Genomic DNA, 26,869 nt, shown 5'->3' on the forward strand with positions numbered 1-26,869 from the left:
GATAAATATCTTTTATAATTAGCAAACAATTATTATCTATAACTACTGCAAAATATCAATAAATTATATATTTTTTAAACAAACTAGATGAAATAAAAAAAACTAAATATATGTAAATAATATTAAAACAATCAATCAACAAACTTCTCAAGCTTAATGCTTGCTGCTTCAATAAAATGATCTATCCTAGTAGTCATCTTATCAATATCAGTAGAAAATTTATTATAAAAAACAAGTGCTGGTATTGCAGCAAACAAACCAATTGCTGTTACCAATAATGCTTCAGCAATACCTGGTGCCACAACAGCTATTGATGTATTTTTTGCACTAGCTATTGCCTGAAAACTTGTCATAATTCCCCAAACAGTACCAAACAATCCAACAAATGGACTGGTTGATGCTACTGTAGCTAATATTGACAAATTACACTCAGCATTCCTAAGCTCTCTCTCAGCTGTTAAAAGCATTGTATTATGAGCTTCCCTAATAGCAAAATTCTTTTTCTCATCAATACCAGCACAAGACTCTATCTTTTTAAAACCATTATTAAAAACCTTAGCTAAAAAACCACTTTGCACAGATGAAAATTTATTATAAAAATCCTTAACGTCTTCACTTTTGCCAAATTTTCTTTCAAAATCATCCATTGCCTTTGACTTTCCATGCAAAATAATTAGCTTATTAAAAATAATTGACCATGATGCAATAGAAGTAAAAACCAAAGTCACAATAACAACCTTAACCATAGTGGTTGCACCACCAAACATCTTGAAGATCCCCATATCACCTGTGAGTGAATTAGATACAAGACCTAAACTAACATACTGATTAATACCCATAACTCTACACAATCTATGTGGAAATAAATATATATAACAATAAACAAAGACTCAAAAAAATGCAACACTTGGAAAAAATTAATAAACTTGATCACCGCTACCAATAGAGCTTAGTGATTGGACATTAACTGAGCAAATTTGCTTCAAAAATGCAAGAATAAAACTTGTCCTTTTCTCTGTAAAGCCTTCATGGCTGTATATCCACATCTTTAACTGACCTTAAGCTGGAGCATCTAAAATTTTTTTTAATGCAAAATATAGCTCTCCACTATCTGTAAAAAATCCATCAGTCTTATTTTTTCAATAGATAGACCATTATATTAATATGACCAAGCTCATTGAAAATTCTTTCTAAAACAGCTGATCCATTCATCAATCCTCAAACTCTAGTCACATAAAGTTAATTTTTTATAATTTTAGCAACTAAATCAGTAAATCTGTAGCGCAACTTAACAACACTACGCATTATAATTGGTGGAGTGTTCTCAAATGCATCAACCCCATGAAATGCATCACTAAGAGTAATTAAATCACTCTTAGACAACTTATCAATTTTTTTCTTTTTCATAGATTCAAACACATCAATTAAAATTAATGCTGCTATCCTATGCTTATAAAGTGGATGACTACTTGAATGTTGTAAAATAACCTTCAAGTTTGCTATCTCTTTGTTGAGAAAATTTACTAATGATATTTCTAATAACTTATCTTTTACATCATCTGAGACACTTGACAATGATCTCAAAATTTCAACTAAAAAAGTCACAAAATTATCAAGAGCCGCAAAACCATGGAACACAATGTAGTTATTAAACACTTCAATCTTAACACTATGAATGTGATGAACAACATCATTTCTATCAGCTAAAGACAATTTTATTTTTTTTACTAAAGCAACTGCTAAATCATTCTTTGCAATATTATCTATGCCTATTGACTTTAAAATCAAATTGTCATGACTAAAATATATAGCAAATGATGGGTTATGAATAGGCAAAAAAACTCTATCATCAGCAATCAACTTGTTAAAAGCCTCCTTGTAACCAGCACCATACCAAGCACTCTCACCTATATTATTAGTATACATACGTTCTAATATTTTCTCTGCATCAGAATAGAAAAAATCTTGATCATTGGATAGCACTACATCGTACAAGCCATTAAAATTATTTTTTTTATAATCAATAGCAACACTACTTGACAAAATAAGATGACTTACCATGTTATGATTAGAAATAAATAGATCATCCCACTTATTCTTTGCCACCTCATTGCCAAGGTGTAAAACCATTGTATTGCTATCTTTTACTGTTAGATTCTTATGCACTAATATTTACCAAGCTAGTATTAATAATTATTAATTAAAATATTAATCATAAATAATTAATATTTTATTTAAATAACAAACTACAAAAATTTACACAAATAAACTATATTATACATAAACATATAGTATGCACTCAAGAAGCTAAAAACTTTTGAAAGACTCTACTAAAATTATAAAATACATAATGCTGTTAATTTAATCAAAAAGATAAAAAATTTGAATAATTATTGATAAGTTCAATAGAAATACATTAATAAAATACTGTTTTATCTGCCTCTGGTTCTTATAAAGTAAGATTTACATTTTATTCTAAATAATAAAAAAATTCTGAATAAATACTATTTAACTAATTATAGATATGCTCAGTTAAGCATATAGACCAGCCTAAAGAAGAAGCGGGGCTGTCTATAATAAAATAGCTTGTCCATTGCCAAACTCATGCACTAATAATACAATGTTAGCAATATCTACATAAGGTAAATTAAAATGGGTAGGAAAATAAAAATTGCTCCATCGATATTATCTGCTAATTTTGCATCACTTGGAAGTGAGATAGAGGAAGTAACCACAGCTGGTGCAGATTATATACACATAGATGTTATGGATGGCTTCTTTGTACCCAACTTAACAATTGGTCCATGTGTAGTAAGCAGTATAAGAGGCAATAGTAATGCTGTGTTTGATGTTCATCTTATGGCCACACCAGTAGAAAATTTAATACATGAATTCATAAAAGCTGGTGCTGACATAATAACAGTGCACTATGAAGCAGTAACACATCTGCACAACATAATTAACCAAATTAAACTACATGGTAAAAAAGCTGGAATAGCAATTACACCATCAACCCCTGTTAGCGTACTTGAATATATAATGACAGATATAGACCTATTGCTCATAATGACTGTTAATCCAGGATTTGCAGGACAAAAATTCATTAACTCACAACTACGCAAAATAAGTGAAGCAAAATCAATGTCCATAAGACTAAATCCTGATATTGACATATCAGTTGATGGAGGCATTAATATTGATACAGCTACTATGGCAGTTAAAGCTGGCGCCAATGTATTAGTTGCTGGCACTGAAATTTTTAAAAAAGGCATAAAAGATTACAAAAAAAACATTGAAAACCTACGAGGTATCTAATATGAAAATAAAAATTTTTGCATTGATCGTATTAATAATTAGCATTTCTTCAAATAGCTGCCTAGCCGTAAGAAAACAACAGGTAATCAGCAAACCACCTGAATTGCTTTATGCAAATGGCATTAAACAAATTAAGGAACATAGCAAAAACACAAAATCCATAGAAATTTTTAAAAATCTTATGGTAAGCTATCCATTCTCAAATTATTCACTCAAGGGACAAATAGTTAGTGCATATATCCACTATAAAAATCGTGAATATCAAGATGCTTATACTGCAGCACAAAACTATATAAACAATTATCCTGGTGGACAGTATTCATTGTATGCATTATATTTAATGGCTTTAGCTAGCTTCCATAATGCTATTATAAATAGCACAGACATTTCTATGCTATCAAAAGCAAAACTAGAGTTAGAATATCTATATAATAAAGACCAAAATGGTATATATATCAATGATATTAAACAAAGACTAAAAATTATAAACCAACTAACAGCAAATCAAATTATAGAGATTGGTTTGTTTTACTTTAAAAAACAAAAATATCAAGCCACTATAAATAGAATGCAAGATATAGTAAATCAATATCCTGATAGCAAAAACGTCACAACTGCACTCCAGTATATTATTATCTCTTATAAAAATTTAGGCTTTAATGATAGAGCTGAAGTATATACAAACATTCTATATAAAAGATATACAAAAAAAAACAATAACATGCAAAACAACAACAATTGAAATAATAGTTACAAGCTACAGATTAGCCTGAGTTACAGTAAATTTTTTTAAAAAATATTTAATGTCCATGACAAATTACCTGTTCCTAAAAAAAATAAGACTATCATTATTAACTCTCATAGTGCATTCTAGTAAACATTATTAATATTAAATCAAAAATCTATTAATCAATAAAATGGATGAATTGCCATAAGATGGCTGAATAAACCCTATGTCAACATTAAAGCTTGTCTATAAACAATAGACCTTGATTAATAAAGCTGATAATATGTTTATATATCTATGTTTATAGTCATTACTTATACTAATATGAAATAAAACAAATCTAGCAGTATGAATTGCACTAATTATAGCATTAACCAGCAACTTCACTAAATAAACTATACTATGACCTAATGCTGATCCATGTTCCAATCTTCTAAAGAAATAGATCATGCACATCACCTATTTTGTCTCTTTCTTTTAACAAATATCAGTAATTCTTTATCTAGATAATACCTAAAGACAAAGTTAAGAACTCTTATAATGAAAACCAGTTCAAAAATCTACAAAATCAATTTTTCAATAACAATAGCTCATATTTTGTACAATTAGTGGAACCAACGTTACAACAAATTACTCATCTTCATTAAAGCTATTATCATTTCCATCAGATTTATGAATATTTGATTCTTCTTTGTTTACATCTGAATAATGATCAGAGCTCTCATCACTAGACTCATAACCAGAACCTCCACTGCTATTATCATCAGCCCCACCACTCCTCTTACCAAGTGTAACTGCATATACGCAAAGCTCTTCAAAAGATACGTGATTTTTCTGAGATAATTTATGTAACTTATCCAAACTACTCATAATAACTGCAGATATAACTCCACCTCTCTCTTTACTTAGCCATGATGACTGATTTTGCAAAGGATGTGCATCCTTCTTGGGCTCTCCAACATAAACAACAAATGGAGAAACTTGACCATTAAAACTACAAGGTAAACTAAATTTTTTCATAAACAGCAGCACTTCAATTTAACAATCTATATACAAAACTAACATAACAAACATTAATTAAATCATTTTATATGGATTTTCCAAAAAACTTCTTAATGTCTTTGCAAATTTAGCAGCAACCACACCATCAACTACTCTATGATCAACCGACAATGAGCATGTCAAAACAGATTTTATAACCATCTTATCGTCAACTACAACTACTCTTTTATCTGCGGCTCCAATAGCTAGTATAGCAGATTGTGGTGGATTAATGATAGCTTGAAACTCTTTTACGCCAAACATTCCCATATTTGAAATAGTGAAACTACCTCCTTGAAATTCATCCAATTTTAATGCATTATCTTGTGCACATTTAATTAATCTCTTAACCTCTCTAGATAAATCAATCAATCGTAATTGATCAGCCTTTCTAACTATAGGAGTTATTAAACCAGACTTAATTGACACAGCAACAGAAATATCTACATCTTTATAATGAACAATCTTACCATCTTCACGCCAAGATACATTCATCTCGGGATGCATGCTTAATGATAGTGCTACAGCTTTAATAATTAAATCATTCACTGTAACTTTAAGCCCAACATCACCTGCACACTCATTAATTTTTGCTCTAGCCAATAATAAATTATCTACTATAGAGTCCATAGTTAGATAAAAATGAGGTATTTCTCTCTTAGAAAAAGATAAACGCTCAGCAACAACTTTGCGCATATTATCTGGTTCACTAATACTTAAGTCACTATGAGTATTTAAATTGTGTGCTGATGATACCATGTTATTTACATCATTGGATAAAATATCCAAAACATCGCTCTTAACTATCCTGCCATGATCACCACTGCCATATACTTGATAAAGGTTGATATTGTTATCAGCGGCAATTTTCCTAGCCAAAGGTGTTGCAAAAATACGATCACCACAAGATTCATCTCTGTATACTGTCTTAAGACAATCTATATTATCATTAATGGATTTCTCAGTTATATTACCATTTTTCTCATATAGCTTATCTCTATTCAAATCTGCTATTATATTATCCAAAACATCAGGATTCTCTCCTCTTGTGAGCAACATTGCCACCACTGAATTAACAGAAACATTTTCAGTGCCATTACCAACAATAATCTTACCAAGCACTCCTTTATCAGAGGATTCTACCTCCATAACAGCTTTGTCAGTTTCCACTTTAAACAAAACATCACCAGGAGATACTGCATCACCCTCGGCTTTAGACCAATCAACAATTTTTCCCATTTTCATTGTTGGTGACAAAGCTGGCATCAGGATCTCTATTGGCACATAAACTCCACATTAACATAATTTACATATAAAACATTGTAGTAAAGGCTTATGTTTTTTGCAACAGGTCACATAACTACACCTAATACAATAAATGAGTCAAACTTACTCATAACTAATACAATTTAACTCTATTTTTTAAAATCACTGTGTCTTCCAAGAGCTAAAAGCTTTATTAAACCTGAGTCTTTTTTCTTATAAATCAATAACAAATCATCTTTAACATGACATTCTCTACAATTTTTCTCATTTCCAACCTTTCCATTCCATTTATGCTCTTTATGGTTAGAATCTAACTTTCCCATGTGAATCTTACTTATTACATCACACAACTTTTGCAAATCATTCTTCACATCATGAGAAATATTCTTAAAATTCTTTCTGAATTCAGATGACATTATTACCTCTATCCTAGAATCATCAAGTATGCTTTTAAAATCTTCTATGTCTTGTTTTAATTCTAAGCACCTAGATATCATCTTCAATTTCTCTATATAATTCTTCAATATCAAATTTTTCACAATCACTATCAGGAGTATTAATTGCATCAACTATTTCTTTTTTTAAAACAAGCATCTCATAACCATCATCACCTTGTCTGATTATTGTATTTTCAGGCAATAATGCAGATATATTTTCTAATGCATAAAAATCTTCAATTGCATTATCAGTAATAATTTTATCTTTATTGCAGCAAACTTCTTGCCATGGTGCTTCTTCATGTGTTTTCTCTACTAATCTACCTGTACTATATTGCCCATATGCATCCCAAATTGTATCCAGAAAAACTACTAGATCATCTGATGCAATATCAGCAGATGATTCAATGGCATCTAACGTTATATTATTAGATCCATATTTTTTCAATCTATCATACTGACTTCTGATAACAGGACCATATGGCCAAGCTTCAATTGGATCTTCAAAAATTCTCTTTTTTTTCAACACCAAGTACCAGACATAAGAATAGTACAATATTTTTTGTAGTTTCAAATGTGTAATAGATTCTTCTTTCTCCAGATTTTTATTAACTTTTTTTATAAAAAAATCAGCAATCACATTAGATTTAATAGAATCATCAGTGGATTTATTATCATAATACATAACTTGTACCATTGCTCATTATATTTCTATATAATACAATACTCTCTGCTTCTGAAAAACTAAAAGCTATTGTTATTAAATATATCAATTATTTTATTCTATTAATGCTGTGTAAAAAATATTTAATAATTAATTATTATTGTATATTTTTGATTGCTTATGTTTTTACTCTGTCTTCATAATGGAAATAATAAACCTATAGATAACACAATACTCAATAAATCAAAGATTGAACTACTGAAGATACAATTGACTACAAAGCATATAAGTTATAATATTCAATTTTATTATCTCATTATACTTCAAATGGGCATTGATCAAGATGCATTGCATTTCCATCGCTCTGGAAAAAGACCAGGAAAAATTTCATTAAAACCTACCAAACAATTACTAACTCAAATGGATCTATCTTTGGCATACTCCCCTGGAGTTGCTGCACCATGTCAAGAAATTGTAAGAGATCCTGAGACTATTTATGAATACACATCAAAAGGAAATTATGTTGCCATTATTACAAATGGGACAGCAGTTTTAGGACTTGGAAACATTGGTGTAGCTGCATCAAAACCAGTTATGGAAGGTAAAGCAGTGTTGTTTAAAAAATTTGCTGATATAGATGCAATTGATATAGAAATTGATTCTACTGATGTAGAAGAATTTGTACAAATTGTCAAAAAAATATCTGTAGCTTGGGGTGGCATTAATCTTGAAGATATTAAATCACCAGAGTGTTTTTCCATAGAAAAAAAATTAAAAAATATACTAGATATTCCAGTATTTCATGATGATCAACATGGCACGGCAATCACAGTTGTTGCTGGATTAATTAATGCACTAGAAATAACCAATAAGCAGTTTGATGAAATTAAAATTGTTATAAATGGCCCAGGTGCTGCAGGAATAGCCTGTGGTGAGCTCATAAAAGCCATGGGTGTTAAGTCAAAAAATATAGTATACTGTGATAGCAAAGGTGTTCTTTATAAAGGACGCAAAGAAAATATGAATTATTTAAAAGAAAAGCTTACATTAAATACAAAAGCAAGAACTCTTGCCGATGCAATAATTGGTGCAGATGTTTTTCTTGGGCTATCCACAAAAGATGTGTTGCTACCAGAAATGCTGAAAACCATGGCCAAACAACCAATAGTATTTGCTATGGCCAATCCAGATCCAGAAATCAAGCCAGAATTAGCAATAAGCACTTGCCCTGATGCAATAATTGCTACTGGCCGCTCTGATTACCCAAATCAAATTAATAATGTAATGTGCTTCCCATACATATTCCGTGGCACCTTAGATGTTAGGGCAAAAGAAATAAATCAAGAAATGAAAATAGCAGCAGCAAAAGCCATAGCTGGCATTGCCAAAGAAACTGTACCTGAAGAAGTCATAAGAGCCTATCCAAATATAGAGATGCAATATGGAACCAACTATATAATACCATCGCCATTTGACCCAAGATTGTTGCCCACAGTTGCAACTGCTGTTGCCATAGCAGCAATTGAAACAGGCGTTGCCAGAAAACCTGTAGATATAGAAAAATACAAAGAAAAACTTATGCACTCAACTGATGCAGCATTGACAACATTAAACACTCTATATGCAATGGCGAAAAGCAAGCGTAAAAAAGTTATATTTGCAGAAGGTGAAGAATATAGCGTAATTAGAGCTGCATCTCAGTTATATGAAAATGGATATATACAGCCAATACTAGTTGGTGATTGTGCTAAAATAGCAAAAGCAATGAAAAACTTAGGTATTAAAAATAAAAATGGTATTAAAACTATTAATGCAGCAATTTCACCACACAATGATCTATACATTGACTATGCCTACAACAAGCTTAAAAGACATGGCTTTCTTCTAAGAGATTGTGCACGTGCTGTTAAAAATAAACGTAATGTCTTTGCATCTTGCATGTTGGCATGTGGTCATGGCGATGCAATGCTTGCTGGTTTAACAAGAAATTATCATAAAGCATTAAATGAAATATGCAGCGTACTAGCCAATCCAGATGATTCAAAAGAAATATTATTTGGAATGACAGTGAATGCATTTGCAGACAAAACAATATTTATCACTGATACAAATGTAATAAAAAATCCAACTGCTGTACAAATGGCTTCAATGGCTATTCTAACTGCTAAAGAAGTAGAAAATCTTGGTTTTATACCAAGAGTTGCTTTTATAGACTCATCCAACTTTGGTTCTCATAAATCTGAAAATTATGATAAAATTCAATTAGCTAACAAAATCTTGCAGCAACATGATGTTACATTTGAGCATGATGGAGAGCTGTCAATTAGCATTGCTCTAAACTATGATAAAATAAAAAATCGATACCAATTCTGCAGGCTTACAGCAGCAGCCAATATATTAATTATGCCAAATATGCTAACTGCAAATTCTGTTCATGCAACTATAAAAGAAATGGCAGGTGCAAAGGTGATTGGGCCAATGCTAGTTGGTACTTTGCATTCAGTGCAAATACTGGAAATGGATTCAAAAATGAATGATATTATAAATGCTGCAATATGGGCCACAGCACACATGGATGACATTAATGATGTAGACAGTAAACAACCAGAGAATAGATAATGTTATATAATACAACTATACTTTTAGTGTTGCTTGTTTATTGGATGGCACTTATTGGACATGCAACAATCACATCTACCATAATTGGCATTGCAGTATCTGCAGCAATAGTTAAGTTTATGTACAGAATAATAAAAATCTCCAGTAAATCTTATGCAAATCAAAAAAAATTTAGACCACAACTCAAAATATCATTTTATATATTTCTCTATATTCCATGGCTTTTATGGCAAATAATTCTTTCCAGCTTAAAGGTAGCTACTCTTATATGGCGTAAAGCATCTATTAATCCTATGATAATTGAAACTAAACCAAACAGCAAAACCAATCTTGGAATCACCATGCTGTCAAACTCAATAACACTAACACCTGGAACTATCAGTATCGTTGAACAAGGAATAAGCAAGATAAGAATACATGCACTTGATATTAATTCAACAGCAGATGCTATAAAAGAATTAGATAAATTCAACCTTCAAATAATGAGAGTTACTGGCACAAAACAAAAAAATAAAAAAATATCTAAATTTAATTAACATTCTTACCACGCCTACGCATAAATGCTGGAATATCTATAGAGTCATTGTTTATATCAGTATCAGCAGAAACAGATGCAAGCTCCTTAGCTTTTTTAGATCTAGCATTAGCATCAGCAACCATGCTCAATAAATTACTTATGTCCTGTTTGGTCTCATCAGATACAAGATCAGATGCATCACTGTCTGCACCAACATCATCAAAAGACACTGGGGTGTCAGTTTTTTCTTCAAGATGAAAACCTGTAAAAGTCTTTAAACGCGACTCAATTTTTTCACTGCCAACACCAGTAGCAACAACAGAAATTTTAATTGATCCATTCAGCGACTCATCAAAAGTAGAACCAAATATAATATTTGCATCACTATCAACTTCTTCTTTTATACAACCAACAGCAGCATCAACTTCAAATAATGTTAAATCATCACCTCCAGATATATTAACCAAAACACCTTTAGCACCCTTCATGGAATTATTATCTAATAATGGATTAGAAATAGCACAATCTGCTGCTAACATTGCACGGTTGTCACCACTTGCCTCGCCTGTGCCCATCATTGCTCTACCTTTGCCTTGCATAACAGATTTAATATCAGCAAAATCAAGATTAATTAAACCAGGATTGACCATCAAAGCAGTGATACTATTAACCCCATCTCGCAAAACATTATCCACTCTTTTAAATACATCTTTAAAAGTTGTGTTTTCATTAGCAACACGAAATAAATTTTGATTAGGAATAATAATTAATGTATCAACATTCTTTTCCATCTCTTCAAGACCCAGCATAGCAATTTTTTTGCGACGCAATCCTTCAAAATCAAATGGAGTTGTTACAACACCAACAGTAAGAATATCAAGTTCACGAGAAATTCTTGCAATTACAGGTGCTGCCCCTGTTCCCGTTCCACCACCCATACCAGCAGTTATAAAAACCATACTAGCTCCCTCTAAATGAGAAGTAATATCATCAATTGACTCTTCAGCAGCCATACGTCCAATTTCTGGATTTGAGCCAGCTCCTAAGCCACGTGTAGCACATGCTCCAAGTTGAAGGCGATGAGTAGATTCACACAATGAATGGGTTAAAGCTTGAGCATCTGTGTTTGCTACCACAAATTCAGCACCTTTAACACCAAACTCAATCATATTGTTAACAGCATTACAGCCAGCACCACCAACACCAATAACTTTAATACATGGTGTATTAAAACTACCATCTGGCACACCTATGCTGATAGCCATCAATCCTTCACCATCCATACTATTAAAATAAAATTATCTTAATTCAGTATTAAAGGCAATTATTTTTTTTAAAACTCCATGTGCTTTATCCAAATTGTTAAAAATATCTATAAATTTATTATATAGATCACAATCATTCATCTGTAATAAAGTCTCATATTCATTTAAATCATCATTGCTCATATGTGATAACTCTGTCAATGCAAACTCAGAAAGGAGTAGTTCTACTTCTTTACAACCCCTGTTAATACTATTATACAGCATCTTTTTCTTCCTTTCATTCATATAGCAAAATATAACAAACAACTACAAGGGCTAGTGTCTTAACATGGTGAAGACTTGTCAATATTTTTATTTTGCTTTGGCAAAAACAAAGCACTTGATACCATCAAGTTAGCATGTATTTTGATTAAAGTACAAAAAGTAAGGTGCTACAAATTATGTCAATTGCTCTGCAAAATACTGACCAATATCAATCAACTATATCAAATGATGAACATTTGTTGTGGGCTCAGATTAAAAAATCAATCATAAGTAAATACCTTGGTTTCACATCACGCTGGTTAAACAACTTGGATTTCAAAAGCACTGAAAACAACAAAATTATTCTTGTATCATCAAGTTATTGGACCAAAGACTATGTAGAACGTCATTATACAAATGATATTCTAATAGAATGGCAGAACAACAACAGCAATATAAATAATATCTGTATTGAAGTAAATTGCAGTAAGCCATCTAACAAAACATCTCAAAGTAAAATAAAAACCCATAGCAATAGTAATTATAGTAATAACTCTATAAATACCATAGAGATTGCAAATAATTTCTCCTCACCACTAGATCCAAGATTTACGTTTGATTCCTTTGTAGTGGCAAAACCAAATGAATTTGCCTTCAATGCTGCATATGCAATGGCAAAAAATAATGGCCCAATGCCAAACAGTAACCCACTTTTTTTACGTGGTGATGTTGGATTAGGCAAGACTCACTTAATGCATGCAGCTGGTCACTATATCAAAGCATACAATGCTAGAAAAAGAGTTGTATATCTATCAGCAGAACGTTATATGTATCATTTTATAAACTCATTAAGAAACAAAAATATTTTTGACTTTAAGGAATATTTTCGCTCAGCCGATGTGTTAATGGTTGATGATATACAGTTTATTAGTGGCAAGGAAGGCACACAGGAGGAATTCTTTCACACATTCAATGAACTAATTAATAGCAATAAGCAGTTAGTCTTCTCCGCAGATAGACCACCATGTGAGCTAAAACGCATAGAAGAAAGAATTAGATCGCGTCTTAATTGTGGATTAGTAGTAGATGTAAATGCAACAACTTTTGAACTCAGACTTGGCATATTACAATCAAAAATACGCAACATTCCAATTCATATACCGGATAATATATTAGAGTATTTAGCTAGTAATATTATGTCAAATGTGCGTGAGCTAGAAGGTGCATTAAACAGAGTTGTGGCATATGCAAAATACAACAATACTAATATAACTATAGATAATACTAGGTCAATACTTTCTGATATGCTTATTGCTACTCGCATTGTAGTAACAATTAAAGATATACAGTGCAAAACAGCAGAATACTTTGATATCACTACTTCAGCCATATGCAGTGCATCTCGCGAAAGACGTGTAACTATTCCACGTCAAATAGCAATGTATTTATCCAAAACACTAACTACAAAAAGTCTTCCAGAAATTGGACGTGAGTTTGGTGGCAGGGATCATACTACAGTTATACATGCTTGCAGGAAGATAGTAAAACTCAAGCAAACAGATGTGCAGATAGACCAAAAACTAGAAGCAATACGTAAACACTTGCATCAATGCTAATAAGTATTATTGATATTCTTTGATCATATGACCAAGATTTTGATACATTGGACCAAAAACTCCAATAACTATCCACATAAGCAGTAGCCCTATGCACATAATCATTGCTGGATTTATAGTAGCAGCTAAATTATTTATTATTAATTTTGCTTCCTCATCATAATAATTTGCAATTTTTTCCATCATCTCTGGCAATGATCCTGTTGTCTCACCAATCTTTACCAACTTTACCACCATCTCAGGAAAATAACCTGAAACCTCAAGTGAAGATGATAATGGGTTGCCATTAGTAACAGAGGTCTTGACATCCTGCATTGCATCTTTTACAATTAAATTATTCACTACACTGGCACCAATATCACATGCTTCTATTACACCAATCTTACTTCTTAATGACACAGCAAAAAGATAAGAAAAATATGATATATCAAGCCTCAAAGCAAGATTCCCTAACACTGGCAACTTCAGCTTAAAAAAATGCCACCAATAAAGATATTTATTAAAAAACTTAAGTGTAAAATACTGTATAGCAGTAATTAATGCTACAAACAATATAATATAATACCATTTATGTGCTACAAAGCCAGCTGTTGCTATCAATGCCCTAGTATAAAAAGGGATTATCATATCTTGCTCATGTAAAAAACTTAACATTTTAGGTAGCACCTTGATAAACATGAACACTAGTGCACCTAACGCCATTATTAATAAAACAATTGGATAGTACGTAGCTCTTAATAATTTATTTTTAACAGCTAACTTCCATTGCATATATTTAATTAAGTAATGCAATATTTCTACAATATTACCACTTTTTTCACCAGCGCCTATAATGCCAACTATAACACTGCTGAAAACATTAGGATACAATGCCAAAGCCTCATGAAGCATTTTACCATCTGAAACAGCATTTCTTACTTCATTTACAATATTCTTTAATTTACTGGAAGTAGTTCCTGCAACAACATCATATAATCCTTCAAGTAGTGGAATATTTAAAGCCATAATCTTTTCTAAGTGCACAAATATATCAATAATATGATGCTCTTTAAAACCTTTACCAAAAGAACTGTAGCTAAATTCATTTTTTATATTTGCAGCAAGCAACTGATAATTCATGTTTTGCAGTTTCTCTCTCAAATCATTAAGATTTACAGCTCTAACCTTACCATAAGTAACTTTTGATTTACTGTTAATTGCTTTATACTTATAAAGTGGCATGTAAGAATAACCAAAGATATAGATTTATAAAAATTAGTAAAAAAAAGTTAACAATCACTAAACTATAAGCTAAATAGATGATATAATGCTTCTTGTTATATATATATGACACATTGCTATTGCACATGCATCATATGCATCATGCTTAATTGGCTTGTTTTCAATGTCTAGCTCTTTACACACCATATAGCGCACTTGATCTTTGCTGGCATGGCCACAGCCAACAATGACCTCTTTAATTTTACAAGCATGATATTCAAAAACTTCAAGATTTAAAATTGCAGAAGTCAATAAAACAGCACCTCTTAATCTCTCCAATGACAAGGATGATCTTGGATTTTTGTTCAAAAAAGATATTTCAGTAGCCATTTGCAATGGTTTGTAAATATTAACTACATTATTAATAGCATTGTGTATAAAAAATAAACGTTTTATGTAACTAAATTTAACATTGGTTTTAATAATACCAAAATCAACAAAAGATGGTAATTGTGCATGATCATAATCTAAGACACACCATCCAGTTGATTGATTACCTGGATCAATACCAATAACTCTCATGTTTTGTTAAAGTTACTGCCAGGTCTATGCAATGGCATGGAAATAAGATGCTCTGGCAGATTATTTGCATCATAAGTTTTTAAGTCCATATTTATCAAAGAACAAAGTGGATAGTTAAATGGATTACCATTGCTTCTGTTAATAACTGAACAAATTGCTATTATATTACATTTATAATCACTTAAGCAGCACAATACTTCTTGTACAGACTTACCAGATGTAACAACATCTTCTACAATAACAACCACTGAATTTTCTGGTATATAAAAACCACGCCGTAATTCAAAAACATCTTGGGCATTTCTTTCACAAAAAATATTATGAGCACCAGATGCTCTTGCTAATTCATAACCACAAAGCATGGCACCCAATGCTGGAGCAACAACAAAATCAATCTTAGCATTGCTAAAATCCTTTATTAGCTTGCCATATAATGCATTACAAATAATAGCTGCAACATCTGGGTATGTAAAAAGCTTGGCACACTGCACATAAGTATCACTATGCAAACCAGATGATAACAAAAAATGACCTTTTATTACTACATTCAAACATTCTAGCAATCTAAAAACATTTTCCTCAACATCCTTGCCACTTGCAATTTCCCAACAAAGAGCTTGATACTCTAATAAATCAGCCATAACAACCAACAGAATTAGTCTAACAAATTATTATAAACATAGAAAATAGTATTGCAAACAGAAACAGTTCACTTTATAAATACTAATAAATAGGTTATTAGCTAAAATATGCTGTCATTAAATCAAATACATAAATCATGGCATATTTAGAATTATATTACAGCTAAACTTATTGATAGCAATTGTTAGTACATCCATTTAAAATAATTTCATATTAATAAACTAACTCTCAATCAAATTAATATATAAATCTATATTCTATTTAGTACTCCAATGCTTTATTGAAAATTGATCTGCATTATGACCATCTTCTCTTATAGTAGCTTTAATAAGTATTACAGTCTCAACTTCTTCAACTTGCTTAGAAGATGTTTTAAATAAATTACCAATAACAGGTAACTTGCCTAACACTGGCATACCATTATCCTTGTTTTCTATACGCCTCTCATGCAGTCCACCAATTGCCATAACACCGCCATTCTTTACTCTCACCATAGAATCCATAGTTCTAACCTCTATAACTGGCACATTGCTTGCACCTCTCAGTTCAGTAGTAATACCACTCTTAGCAATTGCATATTCTGTGGCAGGATTTTGCACATTATCAACTATACGTGATATTGATGGTCTTAAATTAAGAGATATCTCACCATTTTCAAGATCAATACTTGGTTGTAATGATAATATAATACCCACAGGAACAGTTTTAATTGTGCTATCTACAGTAAATCTTCTGGTATCAGCAGTTGTGTTATTGCTATCATTGCTATCAATGTCTTCCTCAGTAACTTTAGTGTCAAAATATACAAAATTCTTCACAAAACTTATAACAGCCTGCTGATTATTGATAGTACTAATTCTTGGACTTGACACTATTCTGGTCTCACCAAATACCTGTAACCAATTTAAATTAGCACTTATACTGTTATTCTCAAGTAAACTGACAATACTTTTCCATCTAAATCCACCTTTTTCTTCTTGAGCTGTCTCCAATGCACTAGCAGGATCTATGCCAAATGCAGTGCGTCTACTATTTTGAAAATTATCTCTATCTGCTACATTGTTTAAATTATTAGGATCATAAACAGTCCAATCTATACCAGTTGAATATACATCTTTCAAAGAAACTTCAACTACTTTGGCTTCTATCAAAACTTGTGAATTAAGCTTTCTACGAATTTTATCAATATACTTTGCAACTTCATTATGTGACTTATAAGATGTAAAAATAGTTATAATACCACTTTGTTTACTAATAGAAACTGAGCTAGGCATATTATTTATAATAATCTTACTGTTATTTTCAATATTTGCCTTACTAACTGCAGAATCATCATTAACATTATTAACTTTTTCAATAAAAGCGCCGCCAAAAGAACGTTGATAGTTATCAATGCTACTATATAAAGCATCATACTTACTTAAAATTTCTTCTAAATCACTCTTAATTGAATTCCATATATCATCTTTATATTCAACTTTAATATTATTAGATGATCCACTTGCACCAGAAACGTTTTCATTGCCAGACTCATCAGCAGAACCTAGCACCTTTGTATTAACATCAAATGTATTGTTTGCATTACGCACAATATTAAGCAAGTCTAGCCTATAATGTTTAATAAATGGATCATCGCGCACAAAATAAACTATACCATCCTCAACATAATATCTAATATGAACCTTATCTGCTATTTGTTTAAAAATATCTGAGACCTTACGATCATGAACTTTCATTATCATCCTACCATCAATACTAGGATCAATATTAATGTCAATTTTTGCTAAATCACTAATTTCTCTAATCAAATCGCGCACATGAACATCAGAATCAACAGCAACAGATATTAACTTATCTGCACCTTCAAAAGGCTCATCAAATATTTCCAATACTGGTTTTATAAACATTTGACTGCCTAAAATAGACATGTCACTATCCATGTTTGTTATTAAATCCAAAGAAGTTTCTTCATTTTTATGGTTGTTAGAAGGCAGTTTTTTATTATTTTCTAATGTGCCAGGGTGCATACAACCTGTCAATGTGCAAAGTAAAACAAATACTGTTAATAAACTTCTCATGTTAATATTTACTATAAAATATAGAGTATTAAACTAATTACAGAAAAAATATCAAAAAACAATTAATTGATAGTGCTAGCCATATAAAATTAACTGCATAATATTGTTAAAATGCACAGGAAAAAGTAGACATAAAAACAATGATACAATCAAAGATGGACCAAAAGGGAAAAATTTACCATATCCAAAAAATCTCCATAAAACAGCACTAACAAGACCCAAGACACCTGCCATAAAAAACAGCACTGGAATACCTGGCATATTCAAAAAAATTCCTAAAACACCCATCAGCTTTACATCACCAAAACCTAAGCCTTCAATTTTTCTAAAAAAATAATAGTAAAAAAATAATAGTAAGCCCAAGCCAAAACAAAACATAGAGGATAAAATTGATTTATAAAGTGAGCCATGATTAAAATAAACAAACAACAATCCAACAATTGCAATAATAACATGCACCATATCTGGTATAATATAGTGTGAACAATCAGTTATTATGATTGCCACAATACAAGATAATAAAATGAACAACAAAATACTATTATAACCCATGCCATAATTATATTGTATAGGGATTATGGTCAATGGTGCTAACAGCATTAAAAATATAATTCCTATATTAAAAGAATTTCTTCCACATTTTCTGCATCTTGATGCAAAAAAGCCAACTTTGCTAGCACACTTCTGACAAAAACCCCATAACACATCTTCATTCTCAGGATTATAAAATATATTCCTAAGAGTAAAAACAACAAACATTATGCATATAGAAAATATTAATGCACCAGAGGCATTAAAGTTATTTTGCACATTAATTGTATCAATATTGATATTAATTAGTGTTGGGGTATACATAGTTATTTATCAAATGATTGCAATAATTTAATTAAATCCATATGATCATGCACAATAGCCACTGGTTTATAGGTTGAATCATACTCACCATCTTCTAAATTATATAATACTGGTACACAGCCAGATACATATGCACACTCCATGTCAATCACACTATCTCCCACAAACCAAACTTTTTCTCTTGCATACAATGAAGTTGGCATTGCCATATCAACTGGATCTCTTGCAGGTTTATCATTTAAGACATCACCTGCACCAACAATCTTATTGAAATAATTCTCTAATCCCAATTTATCAATCTCATTTCTAAGCAATATGCCATGCTTATTGCTTGCTATAGACATAGTAATATCTTGCATTTGTAAAAAATCAAGCATCTCATTTACACCTGGCAAGAGCACTAAATCATCAGCATGTTTTACAAAACATTTCCTATAAAATTTTAGTGCATCATTGGCATTATCACCAAATATATCATGTATATAATCTTTTTTTGCAGACGATACAAACTTTTTTGTTTCTTGCATGTTAAATGATTTTTTACCAAACTCTTTAAGAGTATCCAATAAACAACTATGTATTGTTGACCATGAATCAAGCAATGTATTGTCCCAATCAAACAAAATTGCAGATGGATATTCAATATTTTGCAATCTTTCCACTTAACCTCCAATCAACAAATTTTCTATCTCATGAGCTAAGCCTATTTTTCCCATTTTCTTGGCAATAGAAAGTGCATCAAAACCTGCTTTATTTTTCACTGTCAAATGTGCACCTTTAGCTAATAAAGTACGTACTGCTTCAGTATTGTCAGTTTTAACAGCAAATATTAATGGTGTATCACCTGTATTGCCCATATAAACTTCCGTGCCGCCAATAATATCAATTAAATAAGACATGGCAAGGTTGTTATGATCAGCTATAGCAGCAAAAATCATTAACTTTAAATCATCAGAATAAATAGCCCTACCTAGGTGAGCATTTTCATTGTTGTATTTTTTCTTATATACAAGTGGCGATAAATTGCTCATAATTGGCTTGGGTACATGCAATTTTTTCTTTGGCTTTCTAAGCTTTCCAGACCAATCGAAAAAACCTTTCTCAGCATCAGCTTCAATCAATTCCTTACTATGATCTACAACAATTCTATTGTCTGTGGCAACCTTGGCACTAAATCCATTCATATCTGTCAATGAATTCTTAGTCTTGTTAACTACAGGTACTTTTGATATTTGCTGGTTTATGTTAACTGAGGAGCTAGATTGCATATCATGATCAGTGTTGGAATTAGACTTAGTATTATGCTCTATGTTTTTAGCAGATGATATTTTACTACCCTGTATTTTTGATGTTGCATTAGGAATAGGATTAAGTTTTTCTATATCTTTTATGCTAATAGCACTAGCAGAAGCATTATTCTTCAAGCTATCAGATGCTTCCACTGTCTTATCTGGCACCTTTACTTTTTCAGAACTTTTAACATCATTTTTTCGTCCTTTCCAAGTCAAAGGTGCATTAACAGCTCCTATATAGTCTAATGGCACAATAGTTTCTTTCTTATCTAATATAGCTTGGGATTTAGCTGGAGCAGAATTGTCTAAAGATTTTGTGTCTATTTTTTTATCTAGTGCATTACCAAGTGCATTACCATCTTTGACACTATGAGTCAACTCTGTCAGAGAATCTTGATTTTCATCTTTCATGCTAGATGCTTCGTCATCTAAATAGTTTAACAACATATCATCAGCATTAGCATCCTGCCCCTGCAATTCAATAGAATAAAACAGTGGTAAAAATAATATCAAAAAACAAAAATAACGCACCATAAAGTCTACCTAAGTTAACATAAATTAAAAATAGTGGTATAACAAAATTTATTTATACAATCATTAACAATATTTTGCAAACAAGTAGCAAAAACAAACCTAAACACTAGCTCTATTTAGACATGCTAAGCATATTGTCAAAAAAATAATATGTGTTATATTGTTATAATCAGCAAATTTAGCTAATGCACTATGCTGCAAATATATCTACCAATAATTAAAGCATCTATTAGCCTAAGCAAGATAATATTTGTTGGCTTGCTAAGTGGTGTGTTTTCTGGTGCATTTGGTGTTGGTTCTGGTTTCTTTGTAATTCCTACTCTAATATTCATGGGAATTCCAGCAAAATATGCAGTATCATCATCAAATGGACAAAGCATTACACCATCATTTAGCAGTATGATGACATATCACAAAAAAAATAGCGTAGATTTTCAACTTGGCAGCTTGATGTTAATTGGCACAATTACTGGTATGCTAACTGGCACTAAAGTATTTACCTTTCTCACGAAAATTGGCTGGACTGATATAGTAATATCAATTTGTTATATATTAGTATTGGGATCAATTGGAACTAGTATGTGTATAGAAAGTATAAAATCAATTGCCAACAAAAAAAATACTAAAAATACCGCTAAAAAAAATAAAATATTTGAATTCATAGAAAAACTACCATTTAAAGTATATCTCATTAAAGGCAAAATAGAAATTAGTGCAATGGCTTTAGTTATTATAGGTTTCATCTCAGGATTTCTTTTATCACTAGCTGGAATTAGCTTAGCATTTCTCATGCTACCCACGCTAACTTATGTATTAAGAATACCAACAACACTGGTTATTGGCACAACATACTATAATACCATGATTGTTTGCTCTCTGCTCACCATAACACAGGCAATCTATTTAAATAATGTAGATATATTACTACTGCTACCATTAATGCTTAGTTCACTTTTTGGCTCTAAGATTGGTTACAAAATAAATGCAAAAATACCGCCAGAAGTGTTACGCTCATTATTATCATTAATAATGCTTGGCTTTGTGCTAAAATTAATACTAAAATTAACAGTGAAACCAACTAATCTATATAGCATGATTGAATTATAAACCAACACAATAATGCACATATCAACATTCATATTAATACTTACCATCATAATTACACCTTGGATTGTTGCAGGCGATTTGGCTGTTGATATATCAAATGACTTTGTAAATATAGGCTCAGATTTTAATGGTATTGATCTATTAATATTTGGCACTAAAAAACCTGATGAAGATATAATAATATTAGTAAAAGGTGTGAAAAAAAATATTAACATCTTAAAAAAAGAACATACTGCTGGCATCTGGATAGTTAAAGAAAAAAGAAATATTAAAGACATAGAGTCATTTTATTACATAGCAAGCACAAAACCACTGTCAGAATTTAATCAAATAACATTAAAAAATTTGGGAATAGGAATTGAAAATATTACAGTCAACATAAAACATCTCTCTAAAAAAAACCAAACATTAACCAGTGATAAAGATTTTATTAATGCTTTTTTAACATTAAGAGTTAAAAGTGGATTATATATAGATAGAAAACAAAGCGTAGAAATACTGGATAATAAATTATTTAAGGAAAATTTATCATTCCCACATAATATACCACTTGGAACATACAGCTCACAAATTTTCTTATTTAAGAACAATATATTACGAGAAATAAAAATACTACCAATACATATTGAGGACAAAGGAATTGGTGCGCTTATATTCAAATTCTCACGTGAATGGTCAATATTTTATGGAATTTTAGCTGTAACTATGGGAGTATTAATAGGGTGGATTGGCAGCACACTATTTAAAGACTATTAAATGCAATATCATCTTGGGTAAAAATATGAAAAATGATCATATAAAAAAAATATTAGTTTGTGTTGATGATTCAGGGCAATCAGCCACAGCAATTAAACTATCATGCACCCATGCATCAAAAGTTGATGCCATAGTTGAAATGATTGGCACTGCAAACTTTAGTGATGCGCAAAAATTCCCCTATATTGGCAATGCACTGAAAAAAGAAATGGAAGAAAAGGCACAGGGTGTAATGGAAAAATCAATCACTATTACTAAACAATGGCCTGAAGTAAAAATTATATGTAAAGTGTTACAAGGAACCATGGCAGAAGCTATTCTACAGTCAATTTCAAATGATGATAAAATTATGATGGTAGTTCTAGGAATAGGCGACAGTGAGTCTAAACAAACATTAACAAATATATTTAACAAAACTGAAGATCAGCTCACTATACCAATAACATTGGCACCAAGTAATTTAACAGATCAGCAAATAAGAGAACTCTATGAAAATAATTAAATATTAAACAATAGTCATTTAATGAAAGCAATCTGTATCAACAAACTATGCAAACATAAAAAACTGTAAATCTTTTCAAAAAATTATTTGTATTCTACGCTATACCACAAACCAAGACGTAAGTTAAGTTTATGCGTAAATTGATTGATCATTTTACGTATGCGTCCATGCATATATAAAACATGCGTGTGTTTTTATATAGTTTTTGCTCTTACAAAAAAATTTCTTGTTTGCAAACTATTTCCAAACAATTTCCCCTATCTACAAAAAATTTTAGTAAAAAATTAAATTTTTTTGTAAAATACTTGACATTATATTTGGATATAAAATAGGATAATAGCAATATCAAAAAAAATATGATCAAGAGTCCAAATGTATCAACAGCATGCCAAGGTAGGCTACTTGGCTATGCACCTGTTTCGAAACAAAACCAAGATTTAACTACTCAAATTCGCATGCTCACCAAAGAAGGCTGCGTGAGAATCTTTCGCGATAGAATCTCAGGAGCCAAATACAAAAAACCCGGGCTAGATCAGCTTTTAGACACCGCTAGAGAGAATGATGTAGTGGTCACTCACTTTAGATAGGATTGGCTAGAAGACAATAGATACTCTGATAATAATCAATACGATTACCGACAAGAAGGCTCACTTCAAAGCACTGGACTTTGGAATAGATACTACCACTGCAATGGGAAGCGCAATGATAAAATTTTTTGCTCTGATTGCTGAGATTGAGCGTGACTTTGCACGAAAACGAGCCCAAGAACGCATTGACAATCTCACGCCAGAGCAAAGAGCAAACATTGATAGAAATAGAATTCTTGATGAGCCAGTAGTATGAAAGTATTACAAACTCTATATAAACAGATGGTTACAGATTAAACAGATAGCAGATAAACTACAAATAAATAGAACTACTTTCTATTCAACAATGCATTGATATGGTATGAAAACATTAACACAGTCATACTATGATGGAGAAATTAATGACCCAAACTTCAAGCCTGCAAGCGTTCATTTTAAAAGAATCTGAAAGTAAGTTTAACATTAATGAGGACAGTGAACAGTATTACCTAGTAGCTGCACATTAACACATTAGCGCAATTCAAAGAAGAAAATTACCATCCTATAGAAATGCATTACCTAATTATAACTGACAACAACTTTGGCAAAACAGTGCACAGATACTTGTGACATGCACTAATGTAAATACTGAAACAATAACTCTGCACTGATAACAAATAGCACTAACATCTAAAAACATTACAGAAATGCATGTAAAAATCCATTGAACAAATAACTCAAACAAACATATTGTAGCCACATAACAAGTAAAAACAAATTTACAAATGTAAATATCTTGTAGGCACATGAGGAAAGCATATAATGCTAGTATGTATAATTTAAATGCAATACATGCCATTCTACTACAGAGTTTTAGTAGCATTAAAACTATCAACTAAAAAATATCAGAAAAATGAATTAACACATTCAATAGAAAACATATCACCTTACTACAAAGCTTTATTAGCAATGAGGCTGCCAATCAAAGAATATCAAAAAAATGAACTAACATATTCAACAGAAAAAGAGATGGCAATTGGCACAATAGTAAAAATCAAAATCAGAGAAAAACAAATTTTAGGGGTAATTATAAGTGAGGATAGTAGCAAAAAAAACTATGTAGTGTTTCCTGTAGAACAAACATTTCCTTATGAAATCAATTTAAACAATCTAAAATTTTTATGTAAATTTGCATACCATAATCATATAGAAATACACAAAGCTCTCTCTGCAATGCTACCACAAGAGCCAAAAATTCTAACCTTAGCAGATAAAACTATAAAACATACAAACAGCACAAACACAAATTTATCTGATGTACAACTTAATGCAGCAAATAAACTGTACTCTGCTATATCCAATAAGTGCTACTCTACTACATTGCTTTATGGTGTAGTTGGTTCTGGTAAAACAGAAATATATCTATATTGTATAAAAAAATTTTTACAAAAAAACCCATTAGCTCAGATATTAATTTTAGTCCCAGAGATCACCCTGATATCACAAGCAATTAAGCAGTTAAAAATTGCAATGGACTTAGAGATAGCAATTTGGAGTTCAAAATCATCTTCCAAAGGTGAAACATTTAGTCAAATAATTAGTGGAGATATAAAAATAATAGTTGGCACAAGATCAGCTCTTTTACTGCCTTACAATAATTTACATGCCATTATTGTTGATGAGGAGCACGACCCATCATATAAACAAAACTCTGGAATGTTATATAATGCACGCAATATGGCTGTCTTAAGGGGATATATAGAAAACTTTGCCATAGTTCTTTGCAGTGCTACACCATCAGTAGAAAGTCTTTACAATGTTGAAGCTGGTAAATATGCAATAATTAAAATCACCAGTCGCCCTTACTCTGGCTTACCATATGTATCAGCTGTTAAAATTGAACAAAATAAATCAATGTTAATGCCAGAGGTAATTACAGCAATCAAAGACATGCTTGCTCAAAGAAAACAAGTCTTATTGCTGCTAAATAAAAGAGGCTGGAGAACAGTACTAAAGTGCTCTTCATGTTCATGTATCATGCAATGTCCAAATTGTTCAATAAATGCCACAATACATAAAAATGACACTAAAGAATCATATAATCTGATTTGCCACCAATGCAATACAACAATCAAGACTTACAGCGATATAACAAAATTAGAATGCATACAGTGCCAACAAAAAGGTAGGCTTATATCTTTTGGATCAAGAGTGCAGTCACTTGCAGAAGAAATGAAAGCTATCTTCCCAGAAGAAAATATTATGTTAATAACAAGTGACAATATTAAAACAAAGCAGGATAAACTACATTGGATATGGAAAGCAACAAAAAATAACACAAAAATACTTATTGGTACACAAATTATAGCAAAAGGTCACAATTTTCCTAATCTACAACTGGTTATTGTAGTAGATGGAGAGGTTCAGGCATCCAAAGGGGATTTTAGGGCTAATGAAAAAATTTGTCAGTTATTACATCAGGCAATTGGCAGATCAGGCAGGGGTTGTGAGCAAGGCAAGGCAATTATCCAAACATTTAATCCAGAAAGTGATTTAATAAAAGCTATACTAACAATGAATTATGATGAATTCTATAAAACTGAAATTAATATTAGAAGAAAATATAGGAAGCCACCATTTACCAAATGTGCAAAATTCACAATAACCTGCAAAAATGAGCAAGATGCAGCAAATCTTAGCAATAATCTATTTAATTACGTGAAAAATTTAGTCAAAGAACCAGATTGCATCCATGAACCTCAAGAATCTCCTTATTACAAGATTAAAGAAAAATATAGATATCAAATTAAAATGTATGCAGATAAACATATATCACTTAAACAAGTGGCAGAAAAGATGGGAAGAAAAATGGAAAGTTTATCAAAAAAAAAGCAATGTGATTTATCTGTTGATATGGATCCAAATAACTTTTTTTAATAAATAACATCCAAATAGTAAAAAACTCCTGTTAAAGAACTCTTTCCACCATGGATTGTCATTATCACTGATCGGAGCATATTAAAAATATGCTAAACTTAAGTTCTA

General features: G+C 31.2%; 26 protein-coding genes. 11 read left to right on the plus strand and 15 right to left on the minus strand.

The genetic code is table 11. The features are described from left to right. Nucleotides 1–131: 131 nt before the first annotated feature. Together tolQ and AABI72_RS02170 are read right to left on the minus strand one after the other, a co-directional pair. Nucleotides 132–839: a protein TolQ gene (gene tolQ, locus AABI72_RS02165; protein ID WP_338363953.1), complete on the minus strand. Its 708-nt coding sequence runs from the start codon at nt 837–839 to the stop codon at nt 132–134. A 400-nt stretch (nt 840–1,239) separates the two neighbouring features. Beyond that, nucleotides 1,240–2,166, minus strand: a complete 927-nt coding sequence (locus tag AABI72_RS02170) for a hypothetical protein (protein ID WP_338363955.1) — start codon at nt 2,164–2,166, stop codon at nt 1,240–1,242. 486 nt (nt 2,167–2,652) lie between these two features. Here AABI72_RS02170 and rpe point away from each other — a divergent pair, with 486 nt between their 5' ends. Together rpe and AABI72_RS02180 are read left to right on the plus strand one after the other, a co-directional pair. Further along, the gene (gene rpe, locus AABI72_RS02175) at nt 2,653–3,315 is read left to right on the plus strand and encodes a ribulose-phosphate 3-epimerase (protein ID WP_338363957.1); all 663 of its coding nucleotides are present in this window, start codon (nt 2,653–2,655) and stop codon (nt 3,313–3,315) included. A 1-nt stretch (nt 3,316) separates the two neighbouring features. Continuing rightward, entirely contained in the window at nt 3,317–4,057 is a 741-nt protein-coding gene (locus AABI72_RS02180; RefSeq protein ID WP_338363959.1) for an outer membrane protein assembly factor BamD, read from the plus strand. 615 nt (nt 4,058–4,672) lie between these two features. Here AABI72_RS02180 and AABI72_RS02185 read toward each other — a convergent pair. The 4 genes from AABI72_RS02185 to AABI72_RS02200 form a co-directional block, all read right to left on the minus strand. Continuing rightward, nucleotides 4,673–5,062 carry a DUF2610 domain-containing protein gene (locus AABI72_RS02185; protein WP_338363961.1) on the minus strand — a complete coding sequence of 130 codons (390 nt, stop codon included), beginning with the start codon at nt 5,060–5,062 and terminating at the stop codon, nt 4,673–4,675. A gap of 57 nt (nt 5,063–5,119) precedes the next feature. Beyond that, nucleotides 5,120–6,367 (minus strand): dihydrolipoamide acetyltransferase family protein, encoded by a 1,248-nt coding sequence (locus AABI72_RS02190; protein WP_338363963.1) that lies wholly within the window; start codon nt 6,365–6,367, stop codon nt 5,120–5,122. A 131-nt stretch (nt 6,368–6,498) separates the two neighbouring features. After that, nucleotides 6,499–6,846, minus strand: a complete 348-nt coding sequence (locus AABI72_RS02195) for a type II toxin-antitoxin system mRNA interferase toxin, RelE/StbE family (protein ID WP_338363965.1) — start codon at nt 6,844–6,846, stop codon at nt 6,499–6,501. After that, nucleotides 6,836–7,471: a Panacea domain-containing protein gene (locus tag AABI72_RS02200; protein ID WP_338363967.1), complete on the minus strand. Its 636-nt coding sequence runs from the start codon at nt 7,469–7,471 to the stop codon at nt 6,836–6,838. Before AABI72_RS02200 ends, AABI72_RS02195 begins: the two co-directional genes overlap by 11 nt. Nucleotides 7,472–7,777: 306 nt before the next feature. On the opposite strand from AABI72_RS02200, the gene AABI72_RS02205 reads away from it, so the two are divergent. Next, nucleotides 7,778–10,069: a phosphate acyltransferase gene (locus AABI72_RS02205; protein ID WP_338363969.1), complete on the plus strand. Its 2,292-nt coding sequence runs from the start codon at nt 7,778–7,780 to the stop codon at nt 10,067–10,069. After that, nucleotides 10,069–10,605 (plus strand): Na+/H+ antiporter subunit E, encoded by a 537-nt coding sequence (locus tag AABI72_RS02210; RefSeq protein WP_338363971.1) that lies wholly within the window; start codon nt 10,069–10,071, stop codon nt 10,603–10,605. Before AABI72_RS02205 ends, AABI72_RS02210 begins: the two co-directional genes overlap by 1 nt. Here the strand turns inward: AABI72_RS02210 and ftsZ are convergent. Both ftsZ and AABI72_RS02220 read right to left on the minus strand, forming a co-directional pair. After that, nucleotides 10,598–11,851, minus strand: coding sequence for a cell division protein FtsZ (gene ftsZ, locus AABI72_RS02215; RefSeq protein WP_338364000.1), 1,254 nt, complete (start codon nt 11,849–11,851; stop codon nt 10,598–10,600). The genes AABI72_RS02210 and ftsZ overlap by 8 nt on opposite strands. Nucleotides 11,852–11,884: 33 nt before the next feature. Then, a complete protein-coding gene (locus tag AABI72_RS02220; RefSeq protein WP_338363973.1) occupies nt 11,885–12,136 on the minus strand; it encodes a succinate dehydrogenase assembly factor 2 in 252 nt (83 codons plus the stop codon). A 155-nt stretch (nt 12,137–12,291) separates the two neighbouring features. Between AABI72_RS02220 and dnaA the strand changes: the two genes are divergently transcribed. Further along, nucleotides 12,292–13,710 carry a chromosomal replication initiator protein DnaA gene (gene dnaA / locus AABI72_RS02225; RefSeq protein WP_338363975.1) on the plus strand — a complete coding sequence of 473 codons (1,419 nt, stop codon included), beginning with the start codon at nt 12,292–12,294 and terminating at the stop codon, nt 13,708–13,710. Nucleotides 13,711–13,716: 6 nt separating this feature from the next. Here dnaA and AABI72_RS02230 read toward each other — a convergent pair whose 3' ends face one another. The 7 genes from AABI72_RS02230 to AABI72_RS02260 form a co-directional block, all read right to left on the minus strand. Beyond that, nucleotides 13,717–14,931, minus strand: a complete 1,215-nt coding sequence (locus AABI72_RS02230; protein WP_338363977.1) for a type II secretion system F family protein — start codon at nt 14,929–14,931, stop codon at nt 13,717–13,719. 69 nt (nt 14,932–15,000) lie between these two features. After that, on the minus strand, nt 15,001–15,492 hold the full coding sequence (ruvC, locus tag AABI72_RS02235) for a crossover junction endodeoxyribonuclease RuvC (protein WP_338363979.1): 492 nt from the start codon (nt 15,490–15,492) through the stop codon (nt 15,001–15,003). Continuing rightward, nucleotides 15,489–16,133, minus strand: a complete 645-nt coding sequence (gene pyrE, locus AABI72_RS02240) for an orotate phosphoribosyltransferase (protein ID WP_338363981.1) — start codon at nt 16,131–16,133, stop codon at nt 15,489–15,491. Before pyrE ends, ruvC begins: the two co-directional genes overlap by 4 nt. A 258-nt stretch (nt 16,134–16,391) precedes the next feature. Further along, nucleotides 16,392–18,161 (minus strand): hypothetical protein, encoded by a 1,770-nt coding sequence (locus tag AABI72_RS02245; protein WP_338363983.1) that lies wholly within the window; start codon nt 18,159–18,161, stop codon nt 16,392–16,394. A gap of 126 nt (nt 18,162–18,287) precedes the next feature. Then, complete coding sequence (locus AABI72_RS02250; protein WP_338363985.1) at nt 18,288–19,067, minus strand: A24 family peptidase; 780 nt, start codon at nt 19,065–19,067, stop codon at nt 18,288–18,290. Nucleotides 19,068–19,069: 2 nt separating this feature from the next. Beyond that, nucleotides 19,070–19,729 (minus strand): HAD family hydrolase, encoded by a 660-nt coding sequence (locus AABI72_RS02255; RefSeq protein WP_338363986.1) that lies wholly within the window; start codon nt 19,727–19,729, stop codon nt 19,070–19,072. Beyond that, nucleotides 19,730–20,893 carry an ankyrin repeat domain-containing protein gene (locus AABI72_RS02260; RefSeq protein WP_338363988.1) on the minus strand — a complete coding sequence of 388 codons (1,164 nt, stop codon included), beginning with the start codon at nt 20,891–20,893 and terminating at the stop codon, nt 19,730–19,732. A 192-nt stretch (nt 20,894–21,085) separates the two neighbouring features. Between AABI72_RS02260 and AABI72_RS02265 the strand changes: the two genes are divergently transcribed. From AABI72_RS02265 to priA, 6 genes are all read left to right on the plus strand, one after another. Then, nucleotides 21,086–22,000, plus strand: a complete 915-nt coding sequence (locus AABI72_RS02265) for a sulfite exporter TauE/SafE family protein (protein ID WP_338363990.1) — start codon at nt 21,086–21,088, stop codon at nt 21,998–22,000. 12 nt (nt 22,001–22,012) lie between these two features. Then, the gene (locus AABI72_RS02270) at nt 22,013–22,756 is read left to right on the plus strand and encodes a TIGR02186 family protein (protein ID WP_338363992.1); all 744 of its coding nucleotides are present in this window, start codon (nt 22,013–22,015) and stop codon (nt 22,754–22,756) included. Between the two features lie 25 nt (nt 22,757–22,781). Then, on the plus strand, nt 22,782–23,258 hold the full coding sequence (locus AABI72_RS02275; protein WP_338363994.1) for a universal stress protein: 477 nt from the start codon (nt 22,782–22,784) through the stop codon (nt 23,256–23,258). Nucleotides 23,259–23,614: 356 nt separating this feature from the next. Continuing rightward, entirely contained in the window at nt 23,615–23,845 is a 231-nt protein-coding gene (locus AABI72_RS04985) for a recombinase family protein (protein ID WP_410520597.1), read from the plus strand. A 25-nt stretch (nt 23,846–23,870) separates the two neighbouring features. Further along, the gene (locus tag AABI72_RS02280; RefSeq protein WP_338364001.1) at nt 23,871–24,101 is read left to right on the plus strand and encodes a recombinase family protein; all 231 of its coding nucleotides are present in this window, start codon (nt 23,871–23,873) and stop codon (nt 24,099–24,101) included. A 575-nt stretch (nt 24,102–24,676) separates the two neighbouring features. Next, nucleotides 24,677–26,761 (plus strand): primosomal protein N', encoded by a 2,085-nt coding sequence (priA, locus tag AABI72_RS02285; RefSeq protein ID WP_338363997.1) that lies wholly within the window; start codon nt 24,677–24,679, stop codon nt 26,759–26,761. The last annotated feature ends 108 nt before the right edge of the window (nt 26,762–26,869 follow it).

Source organism: Candidatus Xenohaliotis californiensis, from assembly GCF_963930935.1.
In the GTDB taxonomy this organism is placed as follows: Bacteria; Pseudomonadota; Alphaproteobacteria; order Rickettsiales; family CAWVOK01; genus Xenohaliotis; species Xenohaliotis californiensis.